Below are 16637 nucleotides of genomic sequence, written 5' to 3'. Positions count from 1 at the left end.
TGCCGCGGTTCCCGTGGATGAGACGGCCAAGCGTCCCCGTAGAACGAAGACGACGCGGCGGGTGTTGACCCCGCGTCGGTGTCGCAGTTGGTGGCTCAGGCCCGCGAACAGGGGCTGCAGTTGTCCGGCGAGGGGTGGCTGCTGCAGCAGTTGACCAAGCGGTCGCTCGCTCGAGGGACGCCCTGTGTTTGCTGCGGCACGCCGCAGTAGACGGGGCCTCCGGCCCTGTCGGACGAGCCCGGAGGTCCTCACACAACTTGACGTCGACCATGAGCACCGACCGGCTGGGTCCCCTCGCACGCGTTGCGACGGCCGTGGCTGCGGGACGACCCGGCTCGACCCGCAGGCGGGCCTGCCGGACCCGCGCCCGCAGACGCTCTTGACGCTGATGGGCATGGCGCGGTCGTGACCCCTCTCGCGGAGTCGTGCCAACGGGCGGATGCCATTACCTGCGACCGGCCGGCACGCCGGTGACCACGTCGCGGTCCCGGCCGGACGGGGGCTTTCGGCCCTGTCCGGGTAGGTTTCGGTGTCGGCATGCTCTTGCTGTACCAGGCGGTACGCGTAGTGGGTGCCGCGGTGCCGCTCGTGGAAGTCGCGGTCGGGTGTTCCTGGCCGGCTTCGCGATGCGATTCGGGCTTGCCCGACTACGAGCGGCGCGCCGGCTCCCATTGTGCTCCGTTTCTTGGTGGTGCTGACGTGGTTCGGAGCGTGAGGTGTCAGTCGACTCCGATGTAGACGGCGATGATCTGCTGACGCGATGGATGAGCGAGGCGCGTCCCGCTGGGCGGATACGTCGGCGGTCGCTGGATGTCGTCGGCGGCCTGCGGTTCGCGTTCTATGGGCGGGTGTCGACCGCGGATTTCCAGGAGCGTGAGTCGTCGCGGCGGTGGCAGCGGGACGCGGCCGAGGAGTTGATCGTGGGGCACGGTCGGATCGTTGCGGAGTACTTCGATACGTCGCGGAGTCGGCGGTTGTCGTGGCCGGATCGGCCGCAGGCGGCGGCGTTGCTGGAGCGGTTCGCTGACCCGGACCGTGGTTTCGATGCGGTGGTGGTGGGGGAGTACGAGCGGGCGTTCTGCGGCACGCAGCTGTTGTCGTTGCTGCCACAGTTCGAGGCTCACGGGGTGCAGCTGTGGTTGCCGGAGGCGCACGGCCCGTTGGATTTTGGTGATGCGTCGCATCGGGCGTTGGTGATGCTGCTGGGTGCGCAGTCGAAGCGGGAGGTGTTGCGGGCGCGGTGGCGGGCGTTGCAGGCGATGCGGGGTCAGGCTCGCGACGAGGGTCGGTTCCTCGGTGGCCGGCCGTTGTACGGGTATCGGCTGGTTGACGCCGGGCCGCATCCGAACCCGATGCATGCGAAGTGGGGGAGAAGGTTGCAGCGGTACGACCCGGATCCGGTGACCGCGCCGACGGTGCGGTGGATCTTCGCGCAGCGGCTCACCGGCCGCAGCGTGTCGAGCATCGCCGCCGAGCTCAACCGTAAGGGCGTGCCGTGCCCGTCGCGGGTCGACCCAGCGCGCAACTCGCACCGGGCCGGGACCGCATGGGGGTTGACGACCGTGCGGGCGATCCTGATGAACGCGAGGTACACCGGCCGGCAGGTGTGGAACCGCCAACCCGCCCATCACACGCCGCCGCACCTGCCCGGGTCGCTCAAACCCAGCGGTGGGCCGCCGCCAACCAATGGGTGGTGTCCAAGCGGATCGCGCATCCGCCGCTGGTGTCGGAGCGGGACTTTGTCGCCGTACAGGCGGTACGGGCGCTGCCGACGCCACGGGCCGGTCGCCACTATCAGTTTTGCGGGCCTGTTGCGGTGCCGGCTGTGTCGGCGGCGGCTGGAGTCGTGCTGGTCACATGGTCGGCCTGCCTACCGCTGCCAGCACGGCCACGCGAGCGTGAAGCCGACCGAGCGGACGCCGACGCAACCTCTACGTGCGCGAAGACCAGTTGGTCGAGCTGATCCGGGTACTGCTCGCCGACAGCGGCGCGGCTGCCACGGCAACGCTGCCACCCCGGCAGCTCGCCGACCATCTTCGCCAGCAAGGGCTTGTCGTGACCTGCGGCGAGGCCGGATGCTCGCTCGATCCGGCGGCTCTGGTCTGACCCGCTATGCCCGATTCGCCGCCGGGCAGGGAGTTAACGTGTCGAAGTCTGACACGCACCAAACGCCCACACCGCTGATCTTGAGCGATGTGCTGCGTCTGGACGTCGACCGCCATGGCATCTGACGAGGGCGGCCGGTTGCTGCGGCATCCCGGGGTCGCGGCTGTTGAACGACATCGAATCTTCAGTTGAAGGTCCCCCGGGCGCTGGAACTCGGGGTCGCCGGCGAAGTGTCGTGGCGTTCACTCTGCCGGCGGTGGTCGCGCAGCTGATGCGTGGCTGAGATCAGACCACTACCTACACGTAGGGCGGCGAAGAAGTCAACGCCGGTAGTCCTGGTTTGCGTCGTGGTCGTGGCCGATCTTGCAATTCCTGGCAGGCCCTACGGAGCGACGTGCAGCCGCTGCAGGGCGAGCCGTGCGACCTTGTCGAGCAGGCCCGGTTGGGCGGCGGCGTCGGTCAGAGGGTTGATCAAAATCTGGATGAAGATGACGCCGTCCGGCTGGTAGGCCAGTCAATGCACGCACATCTGCACCCCGCGGTCGGGGGTGAGCATCCCGATCACGTTGGCAGGCTCCTCGCCGTAATGGCCCGCCAGGTTCTGGCCGTACAACTCGGGGTGCTCCTTGTCGCTTGCACGCGCCGCGGCGAGGCTCTGCCACTCGGCGGTCGTCGGTCCAGCGCCATGGCGGGGCCAGGTGGAACGCCTCGCGGTCGGGCGGCGGCTTCATCTCGAACGGCGCGCCGAGTGCGTCCCCGCGGAGAGTCCGGTCAGGCTGTCGTCGGCGGCGCGGAAATCCACCCGCCGAAGATAGTCGATGACGGTCGGGAACTCTTCCGCCACTTGGTGACTCATGGGGGTATGAAGCGACGGGAAGTACTGATGCTGTTCGCACTGTCGGGCGCATCGGCGTGTACGGCACCTTCCGGTAAGCCGTCACCTTCGCCTTCGCCGGGCGAGCTGCTACTCGTCCGGCGCTCGGACGGCCTGGCCGTGCTCGACACCGGCACGGGTCGCCAGGTCGCCGGCGGGGCCGTGGTCACCAGCGGGCCGCCCGCCGCGGCGCGGCTCGTGACGCGCGAGGCCGATGGGCGGGTGGTCGTGCGTGATGGACGTACCGGCGCCATCGTCACGGCGGCGGCGATCCAGGGCGATCTGCGGCTCGCGGCGGTCGCGCCCGACGCCGCGCTCGTCGCATTGGTCGGCGGCGACCCGCTCGGGCGCAAGGAGACCACGGTCGTCGTCGCCGGACCCGCCGGGGAGCAGTACCGCCTCACGGTGCCCGGATTCGTCGAGCCGGAGGCCTTCAACTTCGGCGGCAGCTCGCTGTTCGTCCTGGACATGCTGCCGCCGGAGCATCCCGACCGGTACCGCGTCCGCTGCCTCGATCTGCAGAGTGGCCGGCTCAATGCGCTGAACCTGCCTGGGGAGAACGCCGGGATCAAGGTCCTCGTCCCCACGGGCGCCGAGGAGGAGATGCGCGGGCAGGGGCGGCAGGCGGTCTTCGACCCGGACCGGAACCGCTTGTTCACCCTCTACAGCCACCAGCCCGACCACCAGCACGTCCGTGACCTGCTCAACCCCGGGGCGCGGGACAGCAAGCCCGACGTGCACGCGTTCGTGCACACCCTGAACGTCGCCGACGGCTGGGCGGTCTGCGTCGACCTGCCCGGGCAGTTCGGCACCGGGCCGGCCGAGGGGCTGACGATCGCGCGCAGCCGGAACGAGGTGTGGACCGCGGACGCCGGCGTCGGGTCGCTCGTGCAGATCGAGCCGAGCGCGCTGGTCGTGAACTACGAGCTGGCATTTCCGGCGACCCCGGGCAAGGCCGCGTTGTGGGCCGACGTCGACGACGTGCTGCTCGCAGTCGGGCGCTCGGTCCGGCACTTCGAGTCGCCCGCGAAGCGGCTCGTCGCGGAGTGGCCGCTGCCGGGGGCGGCACTCGGCGTGGCGGCTTCGAAGCAGCATGTGTACGTCGGGCAGGCCGACGGCGTGTTGCGGCTGGACCGCGTCACCGGTCAGGTCACCGCGCAGCTGCCGGTTGCGGGCCTGACCGGCGTCGAGCGAATCGTGGGCTGAGATACGGGGCGGGAAACGTCGTACCCACGCGGTAGGTAGCCCGCGTGGATCGCACCTTCCAAGTTGACCTGCACCATCGCCCGGTTCAAGGTTCACAAACCCGAAGGACCCCCGTGGTGCGGCACTATGACCAGGTGACGTCCGAGCCCAACCCTGTCGACAGAGACGATCGCCCGGTCATCGCCGTCAACGATCGTGGGCTGATGCTCGGCCTCGACGCCGAGGGCACCTGGATCATTTGGAACGAGGACGACACCGTCTGGCCACTGCACACCGTGTGGCTCGCCTACGACCATCTGATGTGGCTCATGCCCCTACTGCAAAAGCCACCGGAGGTCGTCATGGACGCCATCTGCGGCGCCGAGGCCGGCAGCGGACTGATGCCAGCAGTGCTGCGGTACGCGCTGGGCTGCTGGAGCTACCACTGGGCCGGGCTCGCACTGGCTCGAAGCCGGATACCCATCGACCGGACTCCTCGACGCGCTCCAAGCGCTGAAGGACTCCACCCGACAACCCAAACCCGTGCGACACCGGGCCCTTCGCTTGTGGCGTACGGCAACGGCCCCTAACTTGGATGCCGGAAGATCGTCTAGCCGGAGCTGTCACACATCAAGTGACACTGATCCGTAACGGATCAACTGGAGCCCGACCTCCGGGTGAGGCGCTGTTCGTACAGGTGTTCGATACGCTGCGTGTCTCGAACAGTCAACTTGATTTCTTCCGTGGCGAATCAGGACCGCTGGGAGCCAGGGTTTACTGGAAGGGTGCGAAGATCTATAACGTCCCCGGTGGTGGCAATGACTATCGTCTACTGGTTAAGGATGATGGGACGATCGGTTGGGTTGGGCCGAAGGGGGGCCTGGAAGGAGAAGGTCACGACTATAACAAGATCTTTACCTATCGACCCTCTTGTTAGAAATGGATTCGTCGGTGGATGTTCAAGAGATCACGTCCTCACTGGCCGCGGCGGGTATTGTTGTCATAAATTTCACGTGGAATTCTTCAAGGATTCCTGCTGCTGCAGCCTGGATGATTTCCGCCTGCTCCGCTGAGGATGGTCGGCTTGATGAGGTATTTGACTTAAGTGATCCCCGGCTCATCGAGAATGCGAACGCCGCCTGGTGGCGCCTGGCAACAGAGTATCGGCTTTTCGACGAACGCCATGAATTCCTGTTGTCGGTCGGTCCGACGGATGGGGAGATCCCAGCGTCGCCGCATTGGGCACGAGTCCGTTTGCATGACGACTGGGATATTTTAGGCCGCGGCGCGGCAAAAGGGGTTCTTGGTGGCCCGCCCGGCCATCCCGGATTCGTGATGCTCTCGCTCGACGGGGGAGTCGCGGTGGGCGGCGATACGTGGGACGATTCGATCAGCATCATCGTGCTGCCTGATCCGTTCAATGCAAGCGCCATTCGAAGAGGCATGGGACTTTTTGACTGAGCCGAGGTTCATACCGGATCTCCGCGAGTTTCGTTGCTGACCATCATCGCTGCGAGCGTGTGACTGGATGGGTGGTCGGCCGGCTTCGGTGTCCGTTGTGGACGGTGCTAGGTTGACGGATCTTGTCCGCCGAGTCGTCGCTGCCGTCGTATGACGACCTGGTCGCGCGGGCTCCGTTGCATTGGGCATTGGCGTGATCGAGGCACGCTTGATCTGGGACGCCGTCGACCCTTCGTCGCCCGTGGCTGCCTCCGAAGTCGGCGTTCGCTGGGTTCCGGTTCCCACCGGCGATGATGGTGCTGGCCGTGCGCTGGTACCTGCGCTATGGCTTGTCGTACCGCGACGTGGAGGAGTTGCTGGTCGAGCGTGGCGTGGAGGTCGACCACGTCACGGTCTTCCGGTGGGTACAGCGGTTCACCCCGCTACTGACCGACGCCGCCCAGTTCTGCCGCCACGCACCCGGCGACAGGTGGCATGTCGATGAGACGTACGTCAGGGTCAACGGGGCGTGGCGGTACGTGCACCGGGCTGTCGACCAGTACGGGCAGGTCATCGACGTGCTGGTCTCGGCGCCGCTCGAACAGCTCACGCCTACGGTCATCGTCGCCGGTATCGAAGACCCAGTGCTGCTCGGCGAGCTGGCGGGTGGTCGGGGGAGGCAGGATGCTCCCGGCGGGGCCGGTATCTCCGGCGGTGGGACCGACGCGAGCTCCGTAACACCGAAGGCCGGTTGCCGGCCGGCACGGTGGCCGACGGCCTCTCCACCGACCCGCAACGCATGATCCGTGCGCTGGTCCGGGCCGGCATTCTCCGCCAGGCCAGGTGAGCGTTCGGCGCGCGGCCCGGCCGGGCCCGGGGCGCGGTCAGGAGGTTGGTGCAGGTCGTCGTGCCGGTACGGCACCCCCGGGCCGCGGCCGACGTGTCGCCGGCCTGCAGGTCGCTGGCGGTGACACTGCACGCCGACCACGACGCCATGCCGGACCTGGACCGCCTCGCCGACGCTATCCCGACCGCGCTGGCCGCCCTGACCGATGCGATCTACCGAGCATCCTGACCGACCTTTGCGCCATGAGGCGCGCGCTACCGCGTACGGTACGGCATCAGGCTGCGCCGCAGCGCCAGCCCGAGCCGGTCGGCGCGCACGTGCAGCTCGTCGCGGGGGTCCAGGGGTAGCCCGAGCATTTTCATTGCGGCCTGCAGGGCGAGGTCCTCGCGCCTGCTCCTCGAACGCGACCTCGCGGGCCACCACATCCGGCGCCGGGTCGGCGACGCCGCCGATGCCGTGCAGCAGCAGCTTGGTGTAGATGCGGGTGCTGTCCGCCGACTCCGGCTGAGCGAAGAACAGGATGGTCTTCACCGCTCCGGCATCGAGCTCCTCGAGGCGTAGCATCAGCTGGAACGGCGCCCGGTGCACGTAGGTGGCCCGACGCCGCTGCCGGACCGGGCGCACGCCCGCCGCGACGCCTGGGTCCTCGGGGTTGTCGAACCACTGCTCCTGCACACTGCGGCAGCCGCCAGGCTCGAGCCGCACATCGTACGCCTCCACCTCCCGCTGCTCGCTCGCCCCGAAGGTCGCGGCGTGTACGAAGGGGAAGTGCGCTACGTCGAGGAAGTTGTCGGCCACGATGCCGGCGCACGCGCGGGTCCGCGCCGGCGGCAGCCACGCCCGGCGTAGGCGGTGTCCTCGGCTCCGTTGCATTGAGCGTTGGCATGATCGAGGCACGCTTGACCGGTGAAGCTGTCGACCCTTCGTCGCCCGTGGCTGCCTCCGAAGTCGGCGTTCGCTGGATTCCGGTTCCCACCGGAGGTGATCGTGGTGGCCGTGCGCTGGTACCTGCGCTACGGCCTGTCGTACCGCGACGTCGAGGAGCTGCTAGTCGAGCGTGGCGTGGAGGTCGATCACGTCACGGTCTTCCGGTGGGTACAGCGGTTCACGCCGCTGCTGGCCGACGCCGCCCGGTTCTGCCGCCATTCACCCGGCAATAGGTGGCATGTCGATGAGACGTACATCAGGGTCAACGGGGTGTGGCGGTACGTGTACCGGGCGCTCGACCAGTACGGTCAGGTCATCGACGTGCTGGTCTCGGCGCGCCGTGATGCCGGCGCGGCCCAGCGGTTCTTCCGACGGACGCTGTTGACGTTAAAGGTGACACCCGATGAGGTCGTCACCGACGCCGCCGCGGTCTACCCCGGCGTGCTGGATGAGCTGATCCCGCAGGCGTGGCACCATGTCGAGCGGTATGCCAACAATCCGATCGAGGCCGATCACAGCCGGCTCAAGCAGCGGCTGAGACCGATGCGCGGACTACGAACCGACAACACAGCACAAGTGATCCTCGCCGGACACGCGTTCATGCAGGACCTCCGCCGCGGACACTACGAACTCGCCGTCGACGCCCCGCCCGCTCTCCGCGTCGCCGTTGCGTTCGCCGAACTCGCCCAAGCGATCTGACCGCGGACCCGACACGGGTCAACCGCGTCCGCCGATCCCACAACGCAACGGCGCCCAGCGCTCGACCTCCGCGCCCGTGGCCTGGTTAACTTCGTAAGGCCCGTATGCCCAATGGGGTGATGCCGCTGCAACGTTTCCAAGATCGTGACGGGTTCCCTGCTCCCACGCGGCGCTATACGGTCAGAGTGTGAGAATCGAGCGCCATTGGTGGAACGGGAACCTGAGTCCGCGTGAGCGTCGTGACGTGTACATCTGCACTGACGGCCAACGATGGGAAGTAGTAGCGCAGGTCGGCGGCACGTCGGGCCGGTCGAAGGTGCATCCCTGTCCGGGTCGGGCGTCTGCGGAGATCCTCGCCAACGCGTGGCTGGGTGGTCGTCCGGAGTGGCGGGAGCTGGCGCCTGACGGTTGGCGTCAAGAGCACTCCTGGCAGACATCCTGACCGTTGGGCCGCGCGGCGAGCTGACTGCGGTGGTGCACCAGGAAGCAGCGTGTGCATCGGAACTCGTCCGGCTGCATTGGCAGGACCGCCACGGTCAGTTCTTCTTCGGACAGGTCGGCGCCGGGCAACTCGAAGTCTTCGGTCGGCACCGCCTCGTCGGGGTCGACGCTCGGTGACTGCGCTGCCGTGCGGCGCGCCGCGAGGGCCTCCAGGCTGTCGTCCTCAATCTCGACCGCGGGTCGGCGCGGTGCGTCGTAGTCGATGGGCTTGCTCATGGTGGCGGCCTCCCCGGCTCGATCCATGGTGTAACAACGGTAGACCGCGCGGGTCATGTCCGGTGCTCAAGAGTATGGATCGTCCGCCTGGTGGCACGGGTCCTGGTCGGGTCCGCGCCCTCGCCGCGCTGCTCGACACGTCGCGTACGGTTACCCGTGGCTGGTTGCGCAGGTCGGGCCCGTACGCCGACGGGACTTCTCGTTCGGCGGCGGCAGTCTGTGGTTGCGGGGCAGGACGGGGCTGTGCGGCCACGCCGGGCCGCCACGGCCGGTGGCTCGCCGCGGTAACCCGCCGCCGGGAGCTGCGTCGCCAGCGGCGACGTGCCGAGCGTCGCTCGTTGCCCCGCGGCTGGGTTCTTCCACAGCTCGATCATCCCGTGGCGCGGCGCGGCCGCTCAGTCCGCTACCCACCACTCTGCCGGCGGCGCGGGGTTCTGCTACAACCGGACAATCCCCTGGACCGAGCTCCGCGACGCCAGTCGTCTCATTTGCGCGCTTGGTGATGGTGTACTGGTTCGGTACACACCCTCGGCTGCTGTGGCTGACACGCTCGTTTCCCGGTGGAGTGATCGAGCGTTAGCCTCTCGGCGCCAGCGTTCAAGGAAGCCGACTGCGACCAGCGCACTGTGGTCACCAACGGCCGTGGATCATGCTCCGAGATGGACAAGGGAGGCCATGGTGAAGATCGTGCTCCGCGTCCGGCTCACCGGCGGCGATCACATGGACATTACATACGAGGACCCCGACGCCCTCGACGCAGACGAGCTCGTTGAGCGCATCATCTCCACGCTTGCGCAGGACTCGGGTGTGCTTCGCAGCGAGCATGGGGACCGGCTAGTAGTGCTCTACGGCCGAGGCGTTGCCGCCATTGAGGTGGCGCCGCGCGGCGCTGTCTTGTGACAGACATCGCCGCTACGGCCTCGACACGGCCGCGGCATCCCTCCGGCGGGATGCTCTCAAGCGGGCCGAGCACCACTTTCTGAATCCGCGGCCTACCTCCTCGGCCGGGGCGCCGACCCCAACTGGATACCCGGCTGGGAAGACCTGACGTCCCGTGACGGCGCGACGCGCAGCGACGGCGCCGACCTGGTCCACTGGCAATCCGCCGTCTCACCGTCGCCCTCGCCGCCGTGCTCGCCCTGGCCGGCTGCGGTCCCGACGCGGACCCGGTCAAGCAGGACAACCTGGTCGGGCCGGTCGTGTCCGAAAGCCCAAGCCAGAGCGCATCACCGAGCCCATCGCCGGAGGCGACCAGCTACGGATCAGAAGGTTAGGGGTTCGAGTCCCTTTGGGAACGCAAGGTCATCAGGCGGTTGAGCTGCGGAGACGCAGACCAACCGCCTGATGATTTCCGTCCACTGTGGACCTGATGTGTTCCAAATGTGTTCCGCTGTTTCGGAAGGGTCCAGGTCGGCCCATACTGGCGGGCGCTGGTCCGTGCCGGTCAATCTTGATCTTGAGGACGGCTGAGCCGGTAGACTCGCTGACGATCGACACTGGGTCACCTCTGACTTCGATCGACGATGTCGGCGCCGCGGAGATCATCTTTCCGCCAGCCGCATGGCGATCCGATACCTTGGACGGGAACCGATAGGCAGGCCGGTTGGCCAGCTCATGATCAAGCTTGATGGCACATCGCCCGCTGCTCGGGGCGGGTGCGCTCCACTCGGCCCTGTACCTGCCGAGAATGCCATCCGGGCAGGTCAGGCGGCATGCTCGTACTCGCGAAGGATGCCGCCAAGGCGGTCACGTCGGTGGATATTCAGGTGGGCGAGCCGATCCGGGTCGGTGATCGGTTTGGGCAGCGGCGTGAGTGGCCGGGCGTTCGCGATGCCCTGGTGCGGGCGGTGGGTGTTGTAGAAGATCTCGTACTCGCGCAGCGCGTGCAGCAGATGTCGCTGGCTCCAGATCAGCGTCCGGTCGAGTAGCTCGCGCATGAGGTCCGCACCCACCGCTCCATCACAGCATTCATGCGGGGAACACCGACGCCGCTGCGGACGACCGTGATCCCGGCGTCGGCGAGGATGGCGTCGAACAGGGCCGGGTACTTGCCGTCCCGGTCGCGGATCAGGTACTTCACCTGGCATCCTGCATCCTCGATGTCCATCACGAGGTTGCGGGCGGCCTGTGTCACCCAGGCGGCGGTCGGGTGCGCGGTCGCGCCGAGGATGCGGATGCGGCGGCTGGCGTGCTCGATGACCGCGAGGACGTACATCCGGGCGGCTTCGGGCTCTTGTGGCGGAGAACCAGGATCTCGACGTCTTCAAGTTACGCATCTGAAGGCGTCTGCAGCATGATGTGCTGGGTTCCGATGACGGAGAGAAGCTGGAGTTTCTCGTAGCTTTCGGTGCCGGGGGCGGCGGTGTAGACGAGAAGGTGGTGGGACTGTTCGGGGTCGAGAAGTGTCTGGCAGGTGAGTTCGAGGGCGCCGAGCTCGGGGTGCATGAAGCGTTTGGCGCCGCTGTAGCCGACGCCGACTTCGTGTTCGTTCCAGACGGTGCGGAATTCTTCGCTGCAGGCGAGCAGGCGGTGTTGGAGGTGGGCGGCCCATGAGTTGGGTCCGCGGAGTGTGACCGTTTTGCGTAGCCCGGAGGCGAAGACGCGGGAGTGCAGCGCGTGGTCGTCGGGGTGGTACAGGGCCCGGCTGGCCGGGTCGGTGAACCACCGGTAGCCGATGCTGCGGGCTGGGCCGGTGTATCGGGTGAGGTCGCCGGTGAGAGCGACGCCGAGCGGGGTCTGTCGGAGGGTCTCGCCGAGCTCGGTGACGATCTCGGCCGGGGTGTCGGTGAGCCGGTCGAAGATGCGGAGCAGGCCGGGACTGATGTGTTCGCTGGTCGCGCCTCTCGTGGGAGGGTTGTGCCCGGCGAGGCGGAACAGGTGGTCGCGTTCGTCGAGGGACAGATGCAGACCCTGCGCGATCGAGGCGATCATCTGCTCGGAGGGGTGGGGTCCGCGCTCGCGCTCGAGCCGGCTGTAATAGTCGGTGGAGATGTGACAGAGCGCGGCGACTTCTTCGCGGCGCAAACCGGTGGTTCTGCGCCGTTGACCGCGTGGGAGACCGACGTCTTCGGGTTGAAGTGACTCTCGACGGCGACGCAGGAACTCGGCGAGCCCGGCTCGGTCGATCATGGCTGCTGCCTCCCAGTTCACCGGTTCTGTTTCGTTCTACCACCGGTGCCTGAGCGCAACCTCGGATTGTCGATCCCACTTTGCGGCCGGCGTGGTCCGGGCAGCCTCGGATTGACAGGCCGTGGATAACCCTGCGGCGCGGGTGCAGCCTGAGATCGCATCCACTTTCTCGAGGAATTGGCACATGGCCAGTCGCTGCCGGCGTGTTCACCCGCGTGGCATTCGGCCGCTCGGCGGCCGTTCGGGCACCTTTCGTCGGCGACCTGGCCGCCTCCATCCGCGGTGGAATCGATCAAGAGAAACTAGGAGTAGCCACATGGCGCGCACACAGCCGGACATCACCGTTCCCGACCTGTCGGGGAAGCTCGCAGTGGTCACCGGCGCCAGCGACGGCGTCGGACTGGGCCTGGCGACCCGTCTCGCCGCCGCTGGTGCGGAGGTCGTCATGCCCGTCCGCAACCGCCGGAAGGGCGAAGCAGCGGTCGCGAAGATCAAGCAGCAGCATCCGAAAGCCGCCGTGTCCCTGCGGGACCTCGACCTGTCGTCGCTGAGCTCGGTTGCCGCGCTGGGCGCCGCACTGCGCAGCGAGGACCGCCCGATCCACATCCTCATCAACAACGCCGGCGTGATGACTCCACCGGACCGGCAGACGACCGCGGAGGGGTTCGAGCTGCAGTTCGGCAGCAACCACCTGGGTCACTTCGCGCTCGTCTCCCACCTGCTGCCCCTGTTGCGGGCGGGACGCGCGCGCGTTACCTCGCAGCTCAGTATCGCCGCGAACGAGAACGCCATCAACTGGGACGACCTGAACTGGGAACGGTCCTACAACGGCCGCCGCGCGTACAGCCAGTCCAAGATCGCGTTCGGCCTGTTCGGGCTCGAGCTGGATCGGCGCAGCCAGGCCGCGGGCTGGGGGATCACCAGCAACATTTCCCACCCCGGCGTCGCCCCCACCAGTCTTCTGGCCGCGCGTCCCGAGATGGGCCGGACAAAAGACACCACCGGCGTACGCCTGATCCGCACGCTCTCCCGCCGCGGCATCCTCGTCGGCACGGTCGAGACGGCGGTGCTTCCGGCCCTGTACGCCGCTACCTCCGCGGACGCACGCGGTGCGCGTTTCTACGGTCCCAGCGGTCTCGGGCACTTGTCCGGTGCGCCCGCCGAACAGGCCGTCTACTCCCGGCTTCGCAGCGAGGACGACGCGCAGCGCATCTGGCGGATTTCCGAGAACCTCACCCACGCGTCCTTCCCGGCTGAGCCGTCCATGACCGATCCGAAGAGCGGCAGGTGAGCGACTGACCGCACCGCGGCTGACGTGTTTTGTATGCGCCTGCGCGCAGCCGTCACATCGGCCATCAGCCCGTAGCTGGTAGCGCATCACCGCGCCGGATACCGGCTGATTACCAGTAGTGCCGGTGTCCAGCGACCGGGTGTCCCACCGCACCGAGGATGAACAGCACTGCCCCGACCACCAGCAGGATCACGCCGATGGCCGTCAGGATCGTGATGTGCACGAACAAGCCGAGCAGGAGCAGGATGACGCCGAGGATGAGCATCGTGGCCTCCAGAGCCGAACGGCCAAACCTGGTCTCTACCCTGTCCGTCCACCGCTAACCGGTACCGCGGTCGGCCTCGATCCGCGACGATTCCATGTCCGTGCAAGGTCCGTTTCCCCGGTCGCCGGACAGGGCGATTGCGTAGTCGGTAGGCGCATGCCTTGAGCTGGTGACCAGTGGGCGGATCCACTGTGGAAGCGCAAGGGACGGTGAGGCGGTATCGGTGATCATGGAGTTGCGACGCTCACGACACCGGAAGAGACCTCACCCGCCGATGGCATCGGCCCTTATCCCTGTACTGGCTCTAGCTGAACCCGGCCCTGACGTGCCCTGCCAACTGGTCACCGAGGGTGAACAGAACGGGTTGCTGCCATCGCGCCGCACAACGACCGAACGGCGCCGCGCAGACCCGCCCCGCGACAGCCACGTTCGTGGACAGACTCCCCTGCCCATCGGCCGACGCCGGGTCTGTGCCGGCCCGGTCAGCGGCTGAACTTTGCGATCGCCTCGGGGGTCACTGGGGTGAAGAAGTTGACCATGTTGCCGTCGGGGTCGCGGAACAGCAGGGCCCGGTTGCCCCACGGCATCGTCGTGGGGACGTTCACGAAGTCCTCCACCACGCTCTGCAGGTCCTCGTAGAGCGCGTCCACGTCGTCCACGAGGAACTCGATGATCGCGGTGTGGTTGTCGGCCGGGCGGGCCGAACCGGGCGCGAACAGCGGGACCGTGCGGGTGCTGCCGATCGCCAGCGTGCCGTGGGCGGTCCGCACCTCGGCGAAGTCCTCGTTGCCCCAGACCGCCTGCACACCCGTGACCTTCTCGTAGAAGCCGACGAGGCGGTTGATGTCGCCGGTGATAACGCGGATCGAGACGAAGTCCATGGTTCTCTCCTTGCTCAGTAGGTCCGTATTGCCCGTCGAAATCCAGGCTAGGACGAATACTGGACAGAAACGGTCCAGTATTGTCGGTAGAGTTCGGCGCATGGTGCGACCGACGGCTCAGGTGCTCACGCTGCTCGAACTCCTACAGTCCGGCGGCACCCGGACGATGGCCGAGCTCGCCGACCGCCTCGGTGTCGAACCGCGCACCGTGCGGCGATATGTGGACCATCTGATCGACCTCGACGTGCCGGTCGAGTCGGTGCGCGGCCGCTACGGCGGGTACCGGCTCGCCGCCGGCTATCGTCTGCCGCCGCTCATGCTGAGCGACGACGAAGCGCTGGCCGTGCTGCTTGGCCTGGTTGCCGGCCGGCGCGCCGGGTTGGCGACGACAACGGGTACGGGCACGGCGAGCGAAACGGCCACCGCGAAGATCCGTCGCGTCCTGCCGTCGCGGATCGCGGATCGGCTGGACGCCGTACTCGAATCCCTCGCCTTCACCGCCGAGCCCGGCGACTTTCCCACGCCACAGACGGGTGTCCTGCTCACCGTGGCCGACGCGGTCCGCCACCACCGGCCGATCTCGATCCAATACACCTCGGGTCGCGGCCGGAGCAGCGCCCGCACGCTGCATCCGTTCGGGCTGGTCAACCACGCGGGCCGGTGGTACGTCACGGGTGCCGATCCGGAGGTCGGCGAGGATCGGACCTTCCGGCTCGACCGCATCGCCGACGCGAGGACGCTGCCCGGTTCGTTCGAGCCGCCCGCCGGACTCGAGCCCGCGGAGCGCCTTCTCACCTCGATGGCGCGGGCGCCGTACCGGCATGAGGTGACGCTGCGGATTCAGGGGACGCTCGAGCAGGTCCGCAAGCGGCTACCGGCCAGCGTCGCCGAGGTACGGGACGGTGCGGACGAGGGCTGGCAATGTGTGGAGATCCGGGCGGAGAATCTGGACTGGCTGCCCGCGGTGCTCGCCGCGCTCGACCTGCCGTTCGTCATCGAGCGCCCGGACGAGCTGCGCGACCGCGTCGTCGCGCTCGCCGACCGGCTGGCGACCTCGGGACGGAAACTGTCGTAGCGGTCGCTCGGTAAGCCGGTTGGGCTATTGCCTAGTTGCGCGGCAAGTTGCTGACTTGGGCCTGTGTGGACAGTCCGGGGTGGTAGGAGGTGAGGCGGGTGTGGCCGTCTCGATGATCATGGAGTTGCTGAGACCCTCACGACTCCGAGCAAGGACCACACCCGCTGATGTCATCTTCGCTGATCGACGCTGTCCGCCTTGACCCGACCTGCGGCATCGACGCACCGGCCCATCTGCAGGGCAACGAGCACCAGGATCTGCTGCAGGCACTGGCCGCGGTTCCCGACCCGCGGCACCGCCGCGGGGTGCGCTACCGGCTGGCCAGCCTCCTGGCCGTGGCGGTGTGCCCAGGTCGGCCATGCCCACGCCGTGCACGCCCGCGGCGGGCAGTTGATGGTCACTGTGAAGGCCAACCAGCCCACCCTGCACGCCCTACTCAAACAGCTGCCGTGGGCGCAGGTCCCGGTCGGGCACCGCACCCGCAGCCGCGGTCACGGCCGCCGGGAGACCCGCACCGTCAAAGCGCTCACCGTGGCCACGCCAGGCGGGCTGGGGTTCCCGCACGCCCAGCAGGCGGTACGGATCACCCGTACCCGCAGCGTCGTCGGCGCCAAGACCACCCGCGAGACCGTGTACCTGATCGTCACGCTCCCCGCGGCAGATGCGCAGCCCGACCAACTCGGCGACTGGGCCCGCCGCGAATGGCAGATCGAAAACCAGCTGCACTGGGTACGGGATGTGACCTTTGACGAAGACGCCCGCCAAGCCCGCACCGGCAACGGCCCCGCCGTCGCCGCCGTACTCCGCAACACCGCCATCGGCTACCACCGCAGCAACGGCGAACCCAACATCGCCCGCGCCACCAGACGCGCCAACCGCCGCCCCCACGACCTGATCAACGCCGTGACCAGCACACCGAGAACGCAATAGCCCTGCGTGCTTTGCCCACTCCACTCGCCGATCCCGACGAGATCAATCGCATACGTGTTCGCCGACGCGACCGCCTCGGCGGCATCTTTGTACGAGTACGAGTACGCCGTCTGAGCTGCACGGACGGGCTTATCGGCAAGCGCAACTTCGGCCGCCTTCGACGCGATGCCGAGCCTGCACGGCGAGTTGCTCGACGACCCCGCCAGCTGGGCGTACTGACACAACCCCTCAGCCTGATCTGATCAGCGCGGCGTAGCGCAGAGCCTTTCTC

16 protein-coding genes and 2 pseudogenes are annotated in these 16637 nt (G+C 67.8%); 11 read left to right on the top strand and 7 right to left on the bottom strand.

Annotated features, from left to right (window positions below):
- The first annotated feature begins 716 nt into the window (after window positions 1-716).
- The 6 genes and pseudogenes from ACGFI8_RS43935 to ACGFI8_RS43910 all read left to right on the top strand — a co-directional run bounded on the left by ACGFI8_RS43935 (window position 717) and on the right by ACGFI8_RS43910 (window position 6680).
- Entirely contained in the window at window positions 717-2231 is a 1515-nt protein-coding gene (locus ACGFI8_RS43935; protein WP_392814006.1) for a recombinase family protein, read from the top strand.
- 758 nt (window positions 2232-2989) lie between these two features.
- A complete protein-coding gene (locus tag ACGFI8_RS43930) occupies window positions 2990-4186 on the top strand; it encodes a hypothetical protein (protein WP_392814004.1) in 1197 nt (398 codons plus the stop codon).
- A gap of 116 nt (window positions 4187-4302) precedes the next feature.
- The gene (locus tag ACGFI8_RS43925) at window positions 4303-4755 is read left to right on the top strand and encodes a hypothetical protein (RefSeq protein ID WP_392814003.1); all 453 of its coding nucleotides are present in this window, start codon (window positions 4303-4305) and stop codon (window positions 4753-4755) included.
- A 361-nt stretch (window positions 4756-5116) separates the two neighbouring features.
- Window positions 5117-5626, top strand: a complete 510-nt coding sequence (locus ACGFI8_RS43920; protein WP_392814001.1) for a hypothetical protein — start codon at window positions 5117-5119, stop codon at window positions 5624-5626.
- 245 nt (window positions 5627-5871) lie between these two features.
- A pseudogene (locus tag ACGFI8_RS43915) lies at window positions 5872-6210 on the top strand (IS6 family transposase); the annotation flags it as partial.
- Window positions 6211-6500: 290 nt separating this feature from the next.
- The gene (locus ACGFI8_RS43910; protein ID WP_392814068.1) at window positions 6501-6680 is read left to right on the top strand and encodes a hypothetical protein; all 180 of its coding nucleotides are present in this window, start codon (window positions 6501-6503) and stop codon (window positions 6678-6680) included.
- Window positions 6681-6917: 237 nt separating this feature from the next.
- Here ACGFI8_RS43910 and ACGFI8_RS43905 read toward each other — a convergent pair.
- A pseudogene (locus tag ACGFI8_RS43905) lies at window positions 6918-7325 on the bottom strand (hypothetical protein); the annotation flags it as partial.
- A gap of 63 nt (window positions 7326-7388) precedes the next feature.
- Between ACGFI8_RS43905 and ACGFI8_RS43900 the strand changes: the two are divergent.
- Entirely contained in the window at window positions 7389-8078 is a 690-nt protein-coding gene (locus tag ACGFI8_RS43900; protein ID WP_392814066.1) for an IS6 family transposase, read from the top strand.
- Between the two features lie 414 nt (window positions 8079-8492).
- Here the strand turns inward: ACGFI8_RS43900 and ACGFI8_RS43895 are convergent, their stop codons facing one another.
- Window positions 8493-8795, bottom strand: coding sequence for a DUF4193 domain-containing protein (locus tag ACGFI8_RS43895; RefSeq protein WP_392813998.1), 303 nt, complete (start codon window positions 8793-8795; stop codon window positions 8493-8495).
- A gap of 675 nt (window positions 8796-9470) precedes the next feature.
- On the opposite strand from ACGFI8_RS43895, the gene ACGFI8_RS43890 reads away from it, so the two are divergent.
- On the top strand, window positions 9471-9695 hold the full coding sequence (locus tag ACGFI8_RS43890; RefSeq protein ID WP_392813996.1) for a hypothetical protein: 225 nt from the start codon (window positions 9471-9473) through the stop codon (window positions 9693-9695).
- A gap of 803 nt (window positions 9696-10498) precedes the next feature.
- On the opposite strand, the gene ACGFI8_RS43885 is transcribed toward ACGFI8_RS43890, so the two are convergent.
- Genes ACGFI8_RS43885 through ACGFI8_RS43875 form a run of 3 tightly spaced genes read right to left on the bottom strand, consistent with a single transcriptional unit; the run spans window position 10499 to window position 11924 of the window.
- Window positions 10499-10732, bottom strand: coding sequence for an integrase (locus ACGFI8_RS43885; RefSeq protein ID WP_392813994.1), 234 nt, complete (start codon window positions 10730-10732; stop codon window positions 10499-10501).
- Complete coding sequence (locus ACGFI8_RS43880) at window positions 10705-11010, bottom strand: hypothetical protein (RefSeq protein WP_392813992.1); 306 nt, start codon at window positions 11008-11010, stop codon at window positions 10705-10707. The genes ACGFI8_RS43885 and ACGFI8_RS43880 overlap by 28 nt, the downstream gene beginning before the upstream one ends.
- Before the next feature lie 53 nt (window positions 11011-11063).
- Window positions 11064-11924, bottom strand: coding sequence for a helix-turn-helix transcriptional regulator (locus ACGFI8_RS43875; RefSeq protein ID WP_392813989.1), 861 nt, complete (start codon window positions 11922-11924; stop codon window positions 11064-11066).
- 316 nt (window positions 11925-12240) lie between these two features.
- Here ACGFI8_RS43875 and ACGFI8_RS43870 point away from each other — a divergent pair, with 316 nt between their 5' ends.
- Entirely contained in the window at window positions 12241-13215 is a 975-nt protein-coding gene (locus tag ACGFI8_RS43870; protein ID WP_392813986.1) for an SDR family oxidoreductase, read from the top strand.
- A gap of 109 nt (window positions 13216-13324) precedes the next feature.
- Here ACGFI8_RS43870 and ACGFI8_RS43865 read toward each other — a convergent pair whose 3' ends face one another.
- Both ACGFI8_RS43865 and ACGFI8_RS43860 read right to left on the bottom strand, forming a co-directional pair.
- Entirely contained in the window at window positions 13325-13480 is a 156-nt protein-coding gene (locus ACGFI8_RS43865) for a DUF6131 family protein (RefSeq protein ID WP_392813983.1), read from the bottom strand.
- Window positions 13481-13962: 482 nt separating this feature from the next.
- Entirely contained in the window at window positions 13963-14361 is a 399-nt protein-coding gene (locus ACGFI8_RS43860) for a VOC family protein (RefSeq protein WP_392813981.1), read from the bottom strand.
- A gap of 100 nt (window positions 14362-14461) precedes the next feature.
- Here ACGFI8_RS43860 and ACGFI8_RS43855 point away from each other — a divergent pair, with 100 nt between their 5' ends.
- Both ACGFI8_RS43855 and ACGFI8_RS43850 read left to right on the top strand, forming a co-directional pair.
- Window positions 14462-15436 carry a helix-turn-helix transcriptional regulator gene (locus ACGFI8_RS43855; protein ID WP_392813979.1) on the top strand — a complete coding sequence of 325 codons (975 nt, stop codon included), beginning with the start codon at window positions 14462-14464 and terminating at the stop codon, window positions 15434-15436.
- Between the two features lie 198 nt (window positions 15437-15634).
- Window positions 15635-16366 (top strand): ISAs1 family transposase, encoded by a 732-nt coding sequence (locus ACGFI8_RS43850; RefSeq protein WP_392813977.1) that lies wholly within the window; start codon window positions 15635-15637, stop codon window positions 16364-16366.
- Window positions 16367-16637 lie beyond the last annotated feature (271 nt).

The sequence above is a fragment of the Dactylosporangium sp. NPDC048998 genome (assembly GCF_043197855.1).
In the GTDB taxonomy this organism is placed as follows: Bacteria; Actinomycetota; Actinomycetes; order Mycobacteriales; family Micromonosporaceae; genus Dactylosporangium.
This window is presented reverse-complemented; position numbering and strand designations above follow the sequence as displayed.

What these genes read in the sequence shown, in the direction of transcription:
- ACGFI8_RS43865 (WP_392813983.1), bottom strand. Translation starts at nt 13,480, where the DNA reads ATGCTCATCCTCGGCGTCATCCTGCTCCTGCTCGGCTTGTTCGTGCAC.
- ACGFI8_RS43890 (WP_392813996.1), top strand. Translation starts at nt 9,471, where the DNA reads ATGGTGAAGATCGTGCTCCGCGTCCGGCTCACCGGCGGCGATCACATG.
- ACGFI8_RS43860 (WP_392813981.1), bottom strand. Translation starts at nt 14,361, where the DNA reads ATGGACTTCGTCTCGATCCGCGTTATCACCGGCGACATCAACCGCCTC.
- ACGFI8_RS43895 (WP_392813998.1), bottom strand. Translation starts at nt 8,795, where the DNA reads ATGAGCAAGCCCATCGACTACGACGCACCGCGCCGACCCGCGGTCGAG.
- ACGFI8_RS43875 (WP_392813989.1), bottom strand. Translation starts at nt 11,924, where the DNA reads ATGATCGACCGAGCCGGGCTCGCCGAGTTCCTGCGTCGCCGTCGAGAG.
- ACGFI8_RS43870 (WP_392813986.1), top strand. Translation starts at nt 12,241, where the DNA reads ATGGCGCGCACACAGCCGGACATCACCGTTCCCGACCTGTCGGGGAAG.
- ACGFI8_RS43885 (WP_392813994.1), bottom strand. Translation starts at nt 10,732, where the DNA reads ATGCGCGAGCTACTCGACCGGACGCTGATCTGGAGCCAGCGACATCTG.
- ACGFI8_RS43880 (WP_392813992.1), bottom strand. Translation starts at nt 11,010, where the DNA reads ATGTACGTCCTCGCGGTCATCGAGCACGCCAGCCGCCGCATCCGCATC.
- ACGFI8_RS43855 (WP_392813979.1), top strand. Translation starts at nt 14,462, where the DNA reads ATGGTGCGACCGACGGCTCAGGTGCTCACGCTGCTCGAACTCCTACAG.
- ACGFI8_RS43930 (WP_392814004.1), top strand. Translation starts at nt 2,990, where the DNA reads ATGCTGTTCGCACTGTCGGGCGCATCGGCGTGTACGGCACCTTCCGGT.